Source organism: Anatilimnocola aggregata, from assembly GCF_007747655.1.
Lineage (GTDB): Bacteria > Planctomycetota > Planctomycetia > Pirellulales > Pirellulaceae > Anatilimnocola > Anatilimnocola aggregata.
This window is the reverse complement of the sequence record NZ_CP036274.1, coordinates 8525846-8541050: the sequence shown is the minus strand read 5'-3', so window position 1 is coordinate 8541050 and position 15205 is coordinate 8525846. Positions and strand designations below refer to the sequence as shown.

Genomic DNA, 15205 nt, shown 5'->3' with positions numbered 1-15205 from the left:
TTCGATTAAACACTCTTGAGGCGGAGCAAGGTCACTTGCTCCGCCTCTTTGCTTGCGCGGAGGGAACCGGGAAGATTGAGCGAGCTAGTGGCAGAATTCGACATGGTGCCAGGACCAACAACCAGCGTAGCCAGGTTGCTCCACTCGTCGAGACCCATTTGCTGCAGCGGCCAGTTTTGTTGCTTCCAGACTTGAATGAGCAGTTCGCGCACCAGGTGCATGGGTTGACCTTGCAGCGGGCGAGTGTCGAGGCGAACTTCGCCTGTTGATTTGATGTGCACCGCCTGTTCGACCAGTTCGCGGGCCCGCGATTCAATCACCTGCTGAGCATCGCCGGCCAGCTGAGCGAGGCGGAGCAAGGCTTCGCGCACATTCGGGTTGTATTGCGCGGCGACTTGCGGCAGCAGCGCGTGGCGAATCCGGTTGCGCGTGAAGCTGAGGTCTTCGTTGCTCTCGTCCAGGCAGAACGTTTGCGAACGGTCGGAGAGATACGCGACCACTTCCGCGCGACAGACTTCGAGCAGTGGGCGAATGACCGTGACTGCTTCGCTAAGGGGACGAGCCCGTTGAATGCCGGCGAGCCCGGCGAGTCCCGTGCCCCGAATGACGCGGTGCAAGATCGTCTCAGCTTGATCGTCGCACGTGTGCGCGGTGACCACATACCGCGCGCCGACCTTTTCCGCTGCCCGGAGCAAAAACTCATACCGCGCTGCGCGGGCAGTCGCTTCCAAACCTTCGCCACCGGTTGCCGATAGAGGCTCTTCAGCGCGGCCGATCTCGCACGGCAGTTGCAAATCGGCCGCCAGATCCTTCACAAAGTCGGCATCGTGATCGGCCGTCTCGCGCAGCCGATGATTAAAGTGCCCGACGATCAACTTCCCCTTGGCTTCGTGCTCGTGCGACCGCAGTTCGTGCAGTCCGCAGAGGAGCGCCACGCTATCGGCCCCGCCGGAGACCGCCACCAGCACGGTGACATCGCGCCACTCAGAAACAGGCCAGCTTGTGGTGAGTTGGTTGAGCATGAGGGGGAGGGTAGAAGGGGGAAAGGGTCGAAGGGAGGAAGATATCCTTTATCCCTGCCTCCCTTCATCGCTTCAACCCTGCTAGAACTCTTGCCGCTCCATATACACGCAGCCCAGCGCGAGCATGACCAGCATGAAGGCGAGGCTGCTGTAAACGGGCTGCCAGGGATTCTCGACCTTGCGCGGCGGGGCATCCCCCTGTGGTTCGCGCGGTTCCTCGCCATCTTCGGTTCCTTTATCTTCTGCCTTTTCAAGCAGCAGATAGGTGATGGTGCGATAGAACTCGCCCGGCTTGGGACAGATGGTATAGATCGGGTGAATGAGGTAGTGATAAAAAATGGTTTGCAAGTGAAGTGGCGGCGCAAAGCGCGCGGTCTGCTTCCAGGTTCCCGTCTCGTACACCGTAACGCGGTCGACCAGATCGACCACGAACATTTTTCCCTCGGGCGCAAACTGCACCGCAGAAATATCACCCTGGCCACCCGCCCGCGCGAGTTGGAAGTCGTCCTTGCCATCTTCGAGCACGAACAGCCGGCGACTCTCGGCAACCACGGCCAGCCATTTGCCATCGGGAGACGAAGCCAGCGCTCGCGGCCGTTCATCCTTTGCGGGCGTGACGGTCGTTCGCAGCTTCAGTGTTTGCGGATCGCGCAGTTGCAACGAACCATCGCGAAAGGCGACAAGTAGCGTGTTCTTGCTCGCCGCGAGCCAGCCGCGCCGCTGACCAGGCTTCTCGAATTTTTCTGACTCCTTCGGCACATACTTGCCGCTATCCCCCTTGGCATAACTCTGCAGCTTGCCGCGCGAGAAGGTATAGAGCGTCCCATCGGGACCGAAGGTGGCCGAAAACGGCTCGTCCCAACTCTGCGCGGGAGATGGTCCCGCATCGCGCAGCGGCCCGCGCGTGGTGAAGGGAATCTTATAGCCCAGCACCGTCAGTTCGTCCTTCTTGGTGCTCAGATCGCCTTGCGGCCGGAACAAGCCTTGCCCCGTAAAGAGCAGCGGCTGGCCATCGGGCTCGTTCAAAAACGCCAGCGTTGGTTGCGGCGCAGCGGGGCCATCGCGAAACGTGAAGTTATCTTTAGCGCTGGCGGTGACCACGGTCTGCTGGCCGTTGTTAATCGACATCATTACCGCAACCAGGCGATCTTCCTTGGGGTCGTACACCGGGCCCTGAATGGGCGGCAGCGCGGCCACAACCGACAGAATGGGCTGAGCATCGCGCAGCTCTTTCGAGAGGAAAACAACGTTCCAGCGCTTTTCCGTAGCATTCCAAGCCAGTGGAGTGTTCGTGCCATCGATCACGAGCAGGTCTTGGCCAGCTGGCACGATCTTGCGAACGCGATACTTGTTCATCGACGCTTCGATCGTCACCTTGCTAAAGCCCACAGTGAAGCAGAGGGCCCAAAACAAGATCGCCACCAGAATGCTGACAATCACATTCCGCCAGATCAGTCCCGCGAGCGCGGCCACCGAGTAATAAACGGCGAACACAAAAGTATAGATCGGAATGCACCACAGCAGCCGCGGTTCCCACACGGCCCAGCGCAGCCCCAGCAGCACATACAGGCCAATGAACAGGTAGGTCGCACATAGCAGCACAAACGCGCACGAGCCAATGAACTTGCTTACGTAGAGGAGCGATCGCGAAACCGGCTTGCTTAGCAGCAAATGCAGCGAACCGGTTTCGAACGTGTGCGGTATGGCCGGCGCGGTGACGACGATGGCCACGAGCAGGCCGATGGCGAGCAACCCCTTATCGACGAGAAAGGGAAGGAGCCGGCGAACCGTAGTCACCAACAGCGGTTTGCTGATGGGGAGTGGCGGCAGCATATCGAACCAGCCAAATCGCAACTGCAGCGACGTCGACTTGCTCTCGTCGATGGCATCGCCAAAGGCCGATTCAAACAACAGGCGATTGAGCCGCTGGCGCTCTTCGGATGTTAGTTCGCTCTCGCGCCGCAATAGTTCTTTCCCTTCCAGCCGCAAGTTGGCCGTCGAGAACGCGGTCGATTGATAAAGATCGTCCTTCTGCAGGATCGATTCCAAATCGCGCATAATCGGCTTCGTATACTCCGCATGCTGGGCGAAATCCTTCAGTTGCGGAGACGAAGGCAAGGGCTGGTAATCGGCTACTGCTTTCTGGCCAGCAGTGCTCAGTAGCGACCAGATTCGTTGCACGCCGCGCCGCGCTTTCCCTTCGTCAGCCTGGCGCAACTGGTCGATGAAATCGGTCCAGGCAATCTCATCTTCTCGCACGCCAGTGGTCAGCGTTTGCCGATAAGTAAGGGGCGAGACGGCGAACAGGAAAAGCGTGATGATGATCAACACGATCCACAAGACGCGCGAAGCGAACGCCTCGCGAAACGAATCTTTGACAATGGCCAGATACGGTCTCATTCAACAATCGCCTTCTCGCACGCACGCCTTAGTTGTCGATCGATTCCGCAGCCACAATTTCGAGGTACGCTTCTTCCAAGCTGATGCGTCGCCGTGCCAAGCCGATGATGCTCGCCCCGCGCAAGCGCAACTCATCGACAAAAAAGTCGACGGCTGCCTGATCGGGCAACCGCAGCACCACGCGGAACGAATCCGCTGTTAACTTCTGCCAGGTGATGATCGTATCGGCAGGCAGCACCTCGCGCAGGCGGGCTTCGTCGCCGACCAGGTCGAGTTGCACTTCCAGCAGTTGATTCGCCCCTGCCAGCCCATCGATTTTGCCCGACGTGATTTCTTTGACGTTCGCCACGCGGCGGAGCGTTCCCCGGTCGAGAATCGCCACCCGATCGCAGATCAGTTCGACCTCTTGCAGAATGTGGCTGTTGAGAAAAACCGTCTTCCCCTGCTGTTTCAGTTCAGCCAAATAACCGCGCACTTGCGACCGCGCGAGGGGATCGAGCCCATCGGTCGGTTCATCAAGAATGAAAATATCGGGATCGTGCAGCATGGCCTGCGCGAGGCCTAAGCGCTGCAGCATGCCCTTGGAATAATTGCGGACGGGGTCGTTCGCTCGTGCGCCCAATCCGACGCGCTCGAGCAGCGGGCCGCGCCGCTGCCGAATCACGCTACTGGGGACGTTGCTCAGGTGGCCGTAGTATTCGAGCGCCGTGATCGCGGTCAAATGCCGTGGCACGCGCAAGTTCTCGGGCAAATAGCCCACTCGCCGGCGACCGCGAATATCGCCGGCCGGATAGCCCAGCAGCGTCGCCTTGCCTTGCGAGCGGCGAATAATGCCGAGCAGGATCTTGATGAACGTCGTCTTCCCCGCGCCGTTGCCCCCCAGCAGGCCGAAGATCTCCCCTCGTTCAACTTGAAAGCTGACTTCCCGCAGCGCCTCGCGCTTTTTGCGCCGCAGCATTCCCTCGACATACGTCTTCGATAGCTGTTCGACTTCGATGGCCGCTTCGCCCATGCCACACGCCTTTCTCTTCCCCGTAGTCGAGTCATTCCATGACTCGTCCCCTCGACTTCCCGCTTCTCCTAAGAACAGCGTCATTCTGCCGTATTGGTTGCCTCAGCGATATTGCCCTCAACCATGCTCGACAGCGCTAGATAAATACCCGACCAATCGGCGTTTAGTTTCGCCCGTTAACCGTGCGGGCAGGTGACAGCAGACCAGCCAGCTCGCATGATAGGCGACTATGAGTACGTACGATGCGATCGTTCTGGGGACCGGCGGCGTGGGGAGCGCTGCCTGCTGGCAATTGGCTCGTCGTGGGGCGCGCGTCCTCGGGCTCGATCGTTTTCCGGCCGGGCACGACCGGGGAAGTTCCCACGGCGAGACCCGCATCATTCGCCAGGCTTACTTCGAACATGCCGATTATGTGCCGCTCCTTCGCCGCGCTTATGAGTTGTGGGGCGAGCTCGAAGAAAAAGTTGACGACAAACTCTTTTCACAAGTCGGCCTGCTGCAAATTGGCCCCCGCGAAGGCGCGGTCGTGAGTGGAGTGCTGCAAGCCGCCGAGTTGCACAGCCTCGATGTGGAACTGCTGACGGCCACTGAATCGGAGCGGCGTTTCTCTGGCTTTCGTGTTCCTGCCGAGATGCACGCCGTCTATGAGCGCCGGGCGGGGCTGCTGTATGTCGAACGCTGCGTGCAGGCCCATTGCGCCGCGGCGATTGATTGCGGCGCGGAACTGCGCAGCGGCGTCAACGTCCTTAGCTGGCAGGATTCGGCGGCGGGAGTGACTGTGCGAACCGATCAGGGTGAGTTCTCGGCGGCCAAGCTGATCGTTACCGCGGGCCCTTGGGCAGGCGATTTTCTCCGGGCGATCAACGTCCCACTGATCGTCCGTCGCAAGCACATTTATTGGCTCCCCACTGCGCAGCCCGAGTATCAAGCCGCCCATGGCGCGCCTGCCTACTTATACGAATTGCCCCACGGCGTCTTTTACGGCCTGCCAGCCATCAACGAGCGCGGCCTGAAGTGCGGCGAACATAGCGGCGGCCAGGTCGTGACCGATCCGCTCCACGAGGCTCGGTTGCTCGACCCTGCCGATCAAGATCGCGTCCTCACCTTCGCCCGCGATTACTTGCCGGGCGTCTCTCTTACTCCCGCACACCGCAGCGTTTGTTTTTACACCATGTCTCCCGACGAGAATTTCCTCCTCGACCGGCATCCACAGGCCGAGCACGTTTTTTTCGCTGCTGGCCTCTCGGGTCACGGCTTCAAATTCACTGGCGTGCTGGGCGAAGTCCTCGCCGATTGGGCGCTGACGGAACGAACCAAGCTCCCCGTTGAGTTTTTGTCATTGGCCCGCTTTCACTGAGTGCTGTGATATGGTTTTCGAATCGTTACGGGCATTTCCTTGCGTCTCACACTAGAATGCAACTGTCGGTTGCCGCTCGTGTCCACTTTTCATTGTCAACACTGCTTATGCGACGTCGTCATTCCGTCCCGCAGTCCCGGCTGAGGCAATTCTCTCTCGGCGCACTCCTGCTGGCGATTTTTGCTTCGCTGTTGCTCGCGCAAGAGGCTGCGCCCGAAGTGATTGGCCCGCAGTCGAAATTCCAAAAGGCCGCGGTCATTCAGTTCAACGGGTCCATCGATGGCTGGACGAAAGCATACGTCGAGCGCAAGTTAGCCGCCGCGCGCCAGGCTGGTGCCGATTTGATCGTGTTCGAAATCGACAGCCCCGGCGGTTATTTGCAAGAGAGCCTCGATATCGCCAACAAGCTGAACAGCCTTAGCGGTGTTCACACGGTCGCCTTTATCCCCCGCGAAGCCCTCAGCGGTGCCGCGCTCGTTTCGCTGGGCTGCGACGAAATCATCATGCGCCCCACGGCCCGCCTGGGGGACGTCGGCGTTATTTTTCTCGATCAGGACTTTATGTTCCGCCACGCGCCGGAGAAAATCCGCAGCCCGCTGGTCACCGAAATGCGCGTCCTCGCAGCCGAGCACAAGCGGCCCCCAGCCTTGGCCGAAGCGATGGTCGATATGGACAGCGAAGTCTTCCACTACGTGAACGAGCGGACCAATGCCGAAGAATACCTGACCGAAAAAGAAGCCAGCTCCAAGGCTGATAGTGCCGATTGGGAAAAGCGGGAATTGGTTCTGGAGTCCAAAAAAGGAAGCTTTCTCACGGTCTCGGGCGAGCGGGCGAAAGCGCTCACTTTGGCCGAAGGAACCGTCGCCAACCTGGACGAACTGAAGGCCCGCTATAACGTCGCCGGCAAATGGAAGACCTACGACATCGATAACATTGATCGCGCCGTTTACATCCTTACCCTCTGGTGGGTCACAGGGCTGCTGTTTGTGTTGGGACTTGTCGGCGTGCTGTACGAATGCTGCGCGCCGGGCACTTGCATCGGCGGGTTGCTCGCCCTCACCTGCGCATCGCTGTTCTTCTGGAGTCGCTTTCTCTCGGGCACATCGGGTTGGCTCGAAGTGATTCTGTTTGGCCTCGGCCTCGTCTTTCTCGCCATCGAACTCTTCGTCCTTCCCGGCTTTGGTGTCTCGGGCGTGGCCGGCCTGTTGCTGCTTGGTGTCTCGGTGGTCCTTGCCTCGCAGCGGTTCATTATTCCGGAGACTGCTGCCGATTTGACAATCACCATCGGCTCGATCGCCACGCTCATGGCAGCCGGTTTCATCTTCGCGGGAATTGCTTATGCCATGACTTCGTACCTCGGGCGAATTCCGCTCCTCAGCCAGCTGATTCTGACCCCAGGGGGCGCGATGGCCGACGCCACGGAATCGATCGACGCGACAGACACCGTTGTGCCCGCTGCCAAGAAGGTGGCGGTCGGCGCGATTGGCAGAACGACGACCATCTTGCGCCCCAGCGGCCGCGCGATCATCGACGGCGAGCGCGTCGATGTCGTCTCCACAGGCGATGTCATCGGTGTGAACGTCGACGTTCGCGTTGTCGAAATCGGCTACGGCCGCATCGTCGTTGAAGAATACGTGGGATAGGCTTCCAGCCTGTCATCCTCGTGTTTGCACTCGACAAGCCTGGCAGTCTATCCCACGTTGCGCCACGCGTCAGCCGGCAGATTGAACGGATGGAGCTCGATTGCTCCCGGATGTTTGCCGTGCGTGATCAAGAGCACCGCGACATCGGGCCGCACTTTCGCAAACGCTTCAGCTTCGCTGAGCGACATCACATACAAGGCCGTCGCCAGCGCATCGGCTTCGGCAGCCGTCGGCGCGATGACGGTGCTGGAGAGCACAGCTTCGGCGGGCCAGCCGGTGCGCGGGTCGATGATATGCCCGTAGCGTTTGCCGGCATGATGAAAATACTGCGAGCCACTGCCGGAAGTTCCCAACGCCTGATTGCGGAGGAAAAACTCACCGAGTCGCTCGTTGGGCTTGAGTGGATGTTTCAGGGCCACGGTCCAGTGATCGGCACCTTCTTCGCGCGACCCGCGCGCGAGCACGCTGCTGTTGCCGCCGTGCAACATGCAATCGCAGAGTCCTTTCTCGGCCAGCAGATCGGCCGCTCGATCGAGCGCATATCCCTTGCCGATCGCGCCGAAGTTTAGTTCCATCCCGGGCTTCATGAATTGAACCGACTGCCCGGCAGCGTTCAGTTCCAAACTGTCGCTTCCCACCAAGGCCAGAGCCTCAGCGATTTCTGCTGGTGTCGGAAAGCGACCCTCGCGACGAAAGAAGCCCCACGTTTTGCTCAACTGTCCGGCGGTAACGTCGAACGCCCCGCCTGTCTGCTGGGACAATTCCTTGGCTCGCTGCAGCAGTTCGAACAACCCAATTTCGACTGCCACGGGCCGGAACGACGCGATTGCATTGAGTCTGCTGACTTCGCTGGTCTCGCGATAAATAGTCAGTTGATCCTCGAGCGCGGTAATCAGGTCGAGCGCGACGACTGAGACATCGGTGCCGCTGGGATATCGCACCGGATCGAAGAAGATCTCGAACTCGCAGGCCATCGCCTCGCGGCTGACATGCAGCAGCGGACGAGCTGGCCGCTGTTCCACCGGCGCTGCCGCCACCTGCTTGGGAGCTGGCTTCGTCTCGGCAGCTAACTTCACCAGCACTTCGCGCGCACTGCGGCCGGCCAAAAAGTCGCGGCGCGAGGATTTGTCATTCGGTGGGCTCATACTTGCCTTATTGTAACCTCCTGTCGGCGGCCTGCCCCCGGGTTCCCACCACGGTGCCCGTCGAACATATTGGTGGCTGCCAGGTACCCGCCGAACTTCCCAGCCACCGCGACGAAGCCAACATGCCCGATGAACCGCTGGATGCTGTTGTCGAAAATGGGGCTGAGGGGGAAGAGGCCGTCGCCGCTCTGCCCGCGGAGGAAAGCGTTTCGGCTGGCGAGGATCACCACACGGCAACCAATCCCGGTGCCTCCTGGCGCGAGATTCGCGACAACCCTTGGCTGCTGCTGAGCGTTCTTTTTTTTGTGACCGGCGCGCTAGGGCTGCATTGGCTCTGGCAGAGCAAAGCATTCTCGACTCGCAGCAAGATTTTGCTGTCGTTCGCAGTTCTCGCTTGGACCGCGCTCCTCATCGGGACCTGTGCGCTCGTCGTGATGTGGAGCTATGGGCGGATCGTCGAATCGCTTGGTTAATCGCTCGTGGAAGGGGCGTGAGACACTCGCAGGCCTGCTGCTTCGCCGTGACGTCGTCCCCACTTTCCGCTTGTGACGGTGTTGCCGATTCTGCCACTCACGGTGCGGCCAATCGCGTCAATTGCTGTGCTTTGTGCGCCGCCACAGAACCCGCCTCTGAGGCCATTGCGGGCTAGGTTTAGGGTGTCGATTCCGGCAACAGACATCCATCCTTGGCCCGCAGCGAACTATCATGTCCACCACCGCGCAAGCTGATTTTCAGAACAAGCAATCGTTCGCCTACAAGGCTCGCCGCAAACGACTCGCACACTTGATGGCGGTGATCGATGCCGCGCCGAAGCCGCTGCGAATTCTGGATGTCGGCGGTACCGATGTCTTTTGGAAAACGATGGACCTGGCCGAGCGCGACGATCTGCAGTTCACTGTCCTCAATATTTTCCCCGCCGAGACTCCCGATGAGAGATTCAAGTGGATCGTCGGCGATGCTCGCGACCTGTCGCAATTCGGTACTGGCGAATTCGATCTCGTCTTTTCGAACAGCGTGATCGAACACGTGGGTGGTCCCGCCGATCAACAACGGATGGCTGACGAAATTCGTCGCGTTGGCCAGCGCTACTTTGTGCAAACGCCCAACCGCTATTTCCCCATCGAGCCCCACTTCCTCTTCCCGGGCTTTCAGTTCTTGCCCGAGCGGACAAAGGTGTTTCTCCTGCGCCGCTTTCAGCTAGGCTGGTTTCCCAAGGCCAAGACCGAGGCAGAAGCCATCGGCTACGCCCGCGAGATTCAACTTCTCAGCCGGCGCGAATTCGCGGCCATGTTCCCGGACGCACAATTGATCGACGAGCGAGTCGCCGGCCTGACGAAGTCGTTCATGGCCGTCAAAGCTTAGAACACTCACCTAGCCAACATGCACGCCGCGGTCGTCGATTGTGTACGGCACAATTCGCTCGTCGCACGCGCTGCCGCGGTGCTTGGCAACAAAGATGGACCGCCCCATGCGGTCACCGTTGCGCGTCTTGCCCATGTAAATCAGCGTATTGGCATTCGAGAGGACGTCGCCCTCGGCTAGCGGACGGCTGATCAGGTCGTCGAGCATCGTCTCGTGCGACGTGACCAGCAACAAGCAGCCGACCCCCTGCGGATTGTAGAGGTGCTGGGCCGCTGCTTCGGCATTGCGGCGATAGTGTTCGCGAAACAGGTCGCGAGCCACCCACTCGGGATCTTTCCGCAGCACTTGGTGATAGACGTATTCGAACAAGTGGAACTGGATCGACTCGCCGGGGCGATCGACGGGCTCAATGCCATCGACCACAATCCGTCGCGAACCTTGCACCAGGTTGCCGTAGAGAAAGGCGATTGCAGCCCGCAGACGGGCATTCAAGTGCGCTTGCCAGTTGCGCCAGTCGTCCCAGTCGAGATCCTTGCGGGTCACTCGCTGCCCCGTGTAATCGAACACGTGCAGGTATTCGCCAAAGTTCTGATTCGCCGCAAAGAAATGCTCGAGATCGATGGGCTGATCGGCGTCGAACACCGGCAAGCGATGATCGAACATCCGCTCGGTGTAATCGCTGTGGTTCTGCGAATCGCCGCGCGAGCTGCAATCGAAGATCACGCCGCGCTTCTTTTCTTGCGTCAGGCCCGCATTGGCAAACTGCAGCCCGAGTTGCGTCTTGCCGATGCCCGTCGCCCCGACGACGACCGTTAATGTTCCTGGCAGCAGCCCGCCCCCCAGCAACTCGTCGAGCCCATCCACGCCAGTCGTTTGTCGCTGCTTCAACGGAACACCCTTTGTAATTCACATCGTCGGGAACAGTAGAGCACCCATGATAACTCAGCCCGGGCGATTCGTCGGGGGCCTAAAATCGGGCTCGCAGGCTTTCGATCCGCAGCGCCGCCGATTAGGCTCGGCAGAGAGAGAATCTGCCTGCATTCCCTTCCATCGAGATGACACCATGCGCCTCCCGTGGTTCGCCACCCTCTGCTTGACCGTCACGACCGTGCTGGCAGCCCCGCCCAACATCGAACCAGTGGCCGGGCTCCGCGATCGCACGCCGCGCGTTCACGCGCTCGTCGGTGCGAAGATTATCTCGCAACCCGGCACGGTACTGGAAGCTGGCACAGTCCTCGTGCGCGATGGAGTCATCGTGGCCGTCGGCGAAAAGGTGACGATCCCGCCCGAAGCCCACATTTGGAATCTGAAAGGCAAAACGCTCTACGCTGGCTTCATTGACGCTTTCAGCGAGCAGGCGATTCCGGTCGACAAGTTGCCGAACTCCAATCGGCATTGGAGCCGCCGCGTTACTCCTGAACTCGAAATGGCCGCGTACTACACAGCTGATGAAGCGGTGCATGCCAAGTATCGCGGGCAGGGAATCACCGCCCGGCTGGTCGCGCCTGAAGGGGGCGTCATCAAGGGACAAAGTACGGTCGTCCTGCAAGGGGATGCCCAACGTCCCACCATTGCCAAGTCGCGGGCCGCGCAGCATCTGCGCCTGACCGTACCCTATGGTGTGAATCGCGATGAATTCCCGAACTCGCCGATGGGCGCCGTGGCCCTCGCTCGGCAAACGATGCTCGATGCCCAGTGGCATCGCCAGGCGACAGCTGCCTCCGCAGCGAATCCCTTGCTGCCGCGCATCGATGCCTCGCGCAGCTTCGCTGCCCTCGCGCCGGTCGTGGAGGGGGAACAATTGGTCATTGCCGACGCCAGCGATGAACAGTTCTTGCTGCGGGCCGATGACTTCGCCCGTGAATTCGGGCTGCGGTTAGCCGTGCGCGGCGTGGGGCGGGAATATCGCCGCGTCGATCTCATCAAGCAGAGTGGCCGCACGGTAATCGTGCCTGTGACATTCCCAGCGCCGCCGAATGTCGAGACGGTAGCTGCCGCGCTCGATGTATCGCTCGAACAATTGATGCACTGGGATCTCGCGCCCGAAAATCCTGCCCGGCTCGATGCAGCCGGAGTTCCTCTCGCGCTCACGGCATTCGGACTGAAAGACGTCACCGAGTTTCTCCCCGCAGTGCGCCGCGCGGTCGAACGCGGACTTTCTGCGGAGAGCGCGCTCAAAGCGCTCACCACCACGCCAGCCCAATTGCTCGGACTCGAGCGTTCATTGGGAACGATCGAGCCGGGCAAACTAGCCTGCTTGATTGTGACTGATGGCGACATTTTTGCGGGCAAAACGAAAGTGCTCGAAACTTGGGTCGAAGGCGAGCGGTTCGAACTGGTCGAACCGGTTCGTACCGATGTTCGCGGGCTGTGGCAGTTCGAATTCAGCGATCAGCCCGACAAGTTCGCGCGGATTCATCTCGCCCTGCAAGGAACCGCTGCCAAGCCAACGGGCCGTTGGTCCCTCAGCGAGGAGCTCGCGCGGGCGGACAAACTTGATAAGGCTGAAAAACTAAAGTCGCTGAGTGTGCGCGATTCGGTCGTCGAGTTCTCATTTGAGGGTAAACTGCTCGACCAAACTGGCACCGCGCGCGGCACCGGAGTGATTTCTGCGAAGACAGACGAACTTGAGATTGCCGGCGAAGTGATCTGGGCCGATGGTTCGCGCTCGAAGCTGACCGGCAAACGAACATCCACCGATGTTCCCGGAGAGCCAACTACCGCCGAAGACAAGGGCGTTAAGGAAGAGAAGAAGGATCTCGCCGCCATTTCGAAAGTCAATTTTCCGCTTGGCGACTTGGGACGGAGTGAATTACCTCCCCAGCCCGCGGTGGTTGTGATTAAGAACGCCAAGCTCTGGACCGCGGCCGAGCCTGCCGTCATTGAGAATGGCATGCTGCTTATTCGCGCAGGGAAAATTGCCGCGGTCGGTACCGATCTTGAGATTCCACAAAACGCGCTCGTCATCGATGCCAAAGGGAAGCACATTTCACCCGGCATCATCGACTGCCATTCGCACATGGCGACCGACGGCGGCATCAACGAAGCGGGGCAGGCAATCACCGCTGAAGTGCGGATCGGCGATTTCATCGACGCCAACGACATTAACATCTATCGACAGCTGGCGGGTGGTGTCACTTCGTCGAACATTCTGCATGGCAGTGCCAATCCGATCGGCGGCCAGAACCAAGTGATTAAGCTCCGCTGGGGGAGCGACAGCGCGGGGCTGAAGTTCGCAGGTGCCGCGCTCGGCATCAAGTTCGCGCTGGGCGAAAACGTGAAGCAAAGCAACTGGGGCGAGCGCTACACGAAGCGATATCCGCAGTCGCGGATGGGAGTCGAACAGATTTTGGAAGACGCCATGGTCTCGGCCCGCGATTATCGCCGGCAACATGCGCAGTGGAAACTAAATCACGAAGGTCTGCCGCCGCGGCGCGACTTGGAACTCGACGCGCTCGTCGAAGTGCTCGAAGGTTCGCGACTCGTCCATTGCCACAGCTATCGGCAGGATGAAATCCTGGCGCTGCTGCGCGTGTGCGAAACGCACGGGGTGAAAATCGCCACGCTGCAGCACATTCTGGAAGGCTACAAAGTGGCCGATGCTATCGCGCGGCATGGTGCCGCGGGTTCGTCGTTCTCCGACTGGTGGGGCTATAAGTTTGAAGTGCTGGATGCCATTCCTTACAACGGCCTGCTGATGTACCAGGCAGGCGTGAACGTTTCGTTCAACTCGGACGATCGCGAACTTGCGCGGCACTTGAATCATGAAGCGGCCAAAGCCGTGAAGTACGGCGGCATTCCCGAGACCGAAGCGCTGAAGTTCGTCACGCTCAATCCGGCCAAGCAACTCCGAATCGACAAGCAGGTGGGCTCGCTCGAAGTGGGCAAAGACGCCGACTTTGTCGTCTGGAATGGCCCCCCCTTATCGACGCTCGCCCGTTGTGAGGAAACCTGGATCGACGGCCGCAAATATTTCGATCGCGCCCAAGACGCCGCACAACGTAAGACCGATGAGCAACTGCGGGCGGCCATCATTGGCAAGATTCTGGCCTCGGGCGAAAGCAAAGCCAAGTCGGGCGAAAAGACCGTCAACGAAGCCGACCTGTGGCCGCGTGAAGACGAATACTGTCAACATAGCCGCGGGCAGGGGAATGCAGAACGAAGACTGCAGAAGGCAGAATGAGGTCTTTGTTTTTCTTATTCTGCGTTTACCACAACCAGCGTTTGGAACGGTACCAGGCAATGGTTTCGTTCAAGCGTTCTTGCAACGTGGCCGCGGGTACAAAGCCCAATTGATGGTGGGCCTTTTCGTGTGAGCAAGCCCAGGAATCGACGAGGGCTTCGCGAATCTTATCGCGATTGAAGACGTCGGGCTTCTTCTTAAAGCGCGAGAGGGTTTCGTTTACCGAAGCTGCGAACCAGGAGATTGCGCCGGGGCAGTGGATAATCGGCATGTAGGGGCGATGTAAGACGTAGCGCGTCATGTCGCCGAATTCGGCATAGGTCGGATGCTCTTGGACGACGCCAAAGTAACAACCTTGTGGCGAGTAGTCCGCGTGCGCCGCGCTGGCGGGGACACGCTCCCCGTGGGCGACGGCTTTCATCAGCAGTTCCACCAGGTCGGCCACATAAATCCACGACAAGGGTGGATTGTGCCAACCGGGAACCGGGTGCATGCGGAACCGCTGAATCGTTTTGAGCGCCGTCAGGACCGCGCGGTCGTGCGGGCCGAAAACCACGCCAGGACGGACGATGGTCAGCGGTATCTTCGCTGCACGGGCCAGGGCTGCCTGCTCGCCAGCAAGTTTGCTTTTGCCGTAATTTGAAACGGGGGAGGGTGGATCGGCCTCGATGCGGACCTGACCTCGCGTGGCGGGACCCGAAGCAGCCACCGAAGAGACCAGCAGCAGCGTCGGTGGATTGGGCTGCGCGGCGATAGCGTCGGCGACGATGCCGGTTCCATCGCGATTAGCTCGCAGCAGATCTTCGGGATCGACAGCAGCAGTGAGCCCGGCCAGGTGATAGACCACCTCGGTGCCGGCGACGGCCGCGTGAATGGAAGCCGCGTCGCTGAGATCCCCCTGGATCAAATCGGCCCCCAGGTCCTTCAAGATAATGCTGGCCTGTGGATTGCGCACGAGGCAGCGTACTCGGTGACCACGAAACAGCAGCGTTTCGATCAGGTTGCGGCCAATGAAACCATTGCCGCCGGTAACGAGCACTTCAGTCATGGAGCGACCTTAAACCGCCCCGACTGTGCGGAA

11 protein-coding genes are annotated in these 15205 nt (G+C 60.0%); 5 read left to right on the top strand and 6 right to left on the bottom strand.

Annotation, left to right across the window (positions count from 1 at the left end; translation table 11 throughout):
- Positions 1–5 precede the first annotated feature (5 nt).
- From tilS to ETAA8_RS32480, 3 genes are all read right to left on the bottom strand, one after another.
- Positions 6–1022, bottom strand: a complete 1017-nt coding sequence (tilS, locus tag ETAA8_RS32490) for a tRNA lysidine(34) synthetase TilS (protein ID WP_145099040.1) — start codon at positions 1020–1022, stop codon at positions 6–8.
- An 81-nt stretch (positions 1023–1103) separates the two neighbouring features.
- Positions 1104–3422 (bottom strand): ABC transporter permease subunit, encoded by a 2319-nt coding sequence (locus ETAA8_RS32485; protein WP_145099037.1) that lies wholly within the window; start codon positions 3420–3422, stop codon positions 1104–1106.
- A 28-nt stretch (positions 3423–3450) separates the two neighbouring features.
- Complete coding sequence (locus ETAA8_RS32480; protein ID WP_238397631.1) at positions 3451–4518, bottom strand: ABC transporter ATP-binding protein; 1068 nt, start codon at positions 4516–4518, stop codon at positions 3451–3453.
- A gap of 145 nt (positions 4519–4663) precedes the next feature.
- Here ETAA8_RS32480 and solA point away from each other — a divergent pair, with 145 nt between their 5' ends.
- Together solA and ETAA8_RS32470 are read left to right on the top strand one after the other, a co-directional pair.
- Positions 4664–5791, top strand: a complete 1128-nt coding sequence (gene solA, locus ETAA8_RS32475) for an N-methyl-L-tryptophan oxidase (protein ID WP_145099034.1) — start codon at positions 4664–4666, stop codon at positions 5789–5791.
- Positions 5792–5898: 107 nt separating this feature from the next.
- Positions 5899–7434, top strand: coding sequence for an NfeD family protein (locus ETAA8_RS32470; RefSeq protein ID WP_202921408.1), 1536 nt, complete (start codon positions 5899–5901; stop codon positions 7432–7434).
- A gap of 47 nt (positions 7435–7481) precedes the next feature.
- On the opposite strand, the gene ETAA8_RS32465 is transcribed toward ETAA8_RS32470, so the two are convergent.
- Entirely contained in the window at positions 7482–8579 is a 1098-nt protein-coding gene (locus tag ETAA8_RS32465; RefSeq protein ID WP_202921407.1) for an FAD:protein FMN transferase, read from the bottom strand.
- Positions 8580–8632: 53 nt separating this feature from the next.
- Here ETAA8_RS32465 and ETAA8_RS35090 point away from each other — a divergent pair, with 53 nt between their 5' ends.
- Together ETAA8_RS35090 and ETAA8_RS32460 are read left to right on the top strand one after the other, a co-directional pair.
- Positions 8633–9052, top strand: coding sequence for a hypothetical protein (locus ETAA8_RS35090; protein WP_202921406.1), 420 nt, complete (start codon positions 8633–8635; stop codon positions 9050–9052).
- A gap of 232 nt (positions 9053–9284) precedes the next feature.
- Positions 9285–9941: a class I SAM-dependent methyltransferase gene (locus tag ETAA8_RS32460; protein WP_145099025.1), complete on the top strand. Its 657-nt coding sequence runs from the start codon at positions 9285–9287 to the stop codon at positions 9939–9941.
- 9 nt (positions 9942–9950) lie between these two features.
- On the opposite strand, the gene ETAA8_RS32455 is transcribed toward ETAA8_RS32460, so the two are convergent.
- Entirely contained in the window at positions 9951–10829 is an 879-nt protein-coding gene (locus tag ETAA8_RS32455) for an RAD55 family ATPase (RefSeq protein ID WP_145099022.1), read from the bottom strand.
- 175 nt (positions 10830–11004) lie between these two features.
- On the opposite strand from ETAA8_RS32455, the gene ETAA8_RS35510 reads away from it, so the two are divergent.
- Positions 11005–14124, top strand: a complete 3120-nt coding sequence (locus ETAA8_RS35510; protein WP_238397630.1) for an amidohydrolase family protein — start codon at positions 11005–11007, stop codon at positions 14122–14124.
- A 25-nt stretch (positions 14125–14149) separates the two neighbouring features.
- Here ETAA8_RS35510 and ETAA8_RS32445 read toward each other — a convergent pair whose 3' ends face one another.
- Positions 14150–15172 (bottom strand): NAD-dependent epimerase/dehydratase family protein, encoded by a 1023-nt coding sequence (locus ETAA8_RS32445; RefSeq protein WP_145099019.1) that lies wholly within the window; start codon positions 15170–15172, stop codon positions 14150–14152.
- Between the last annotated feature and the right edge of the window lie 33 nt (positions 15173–15205).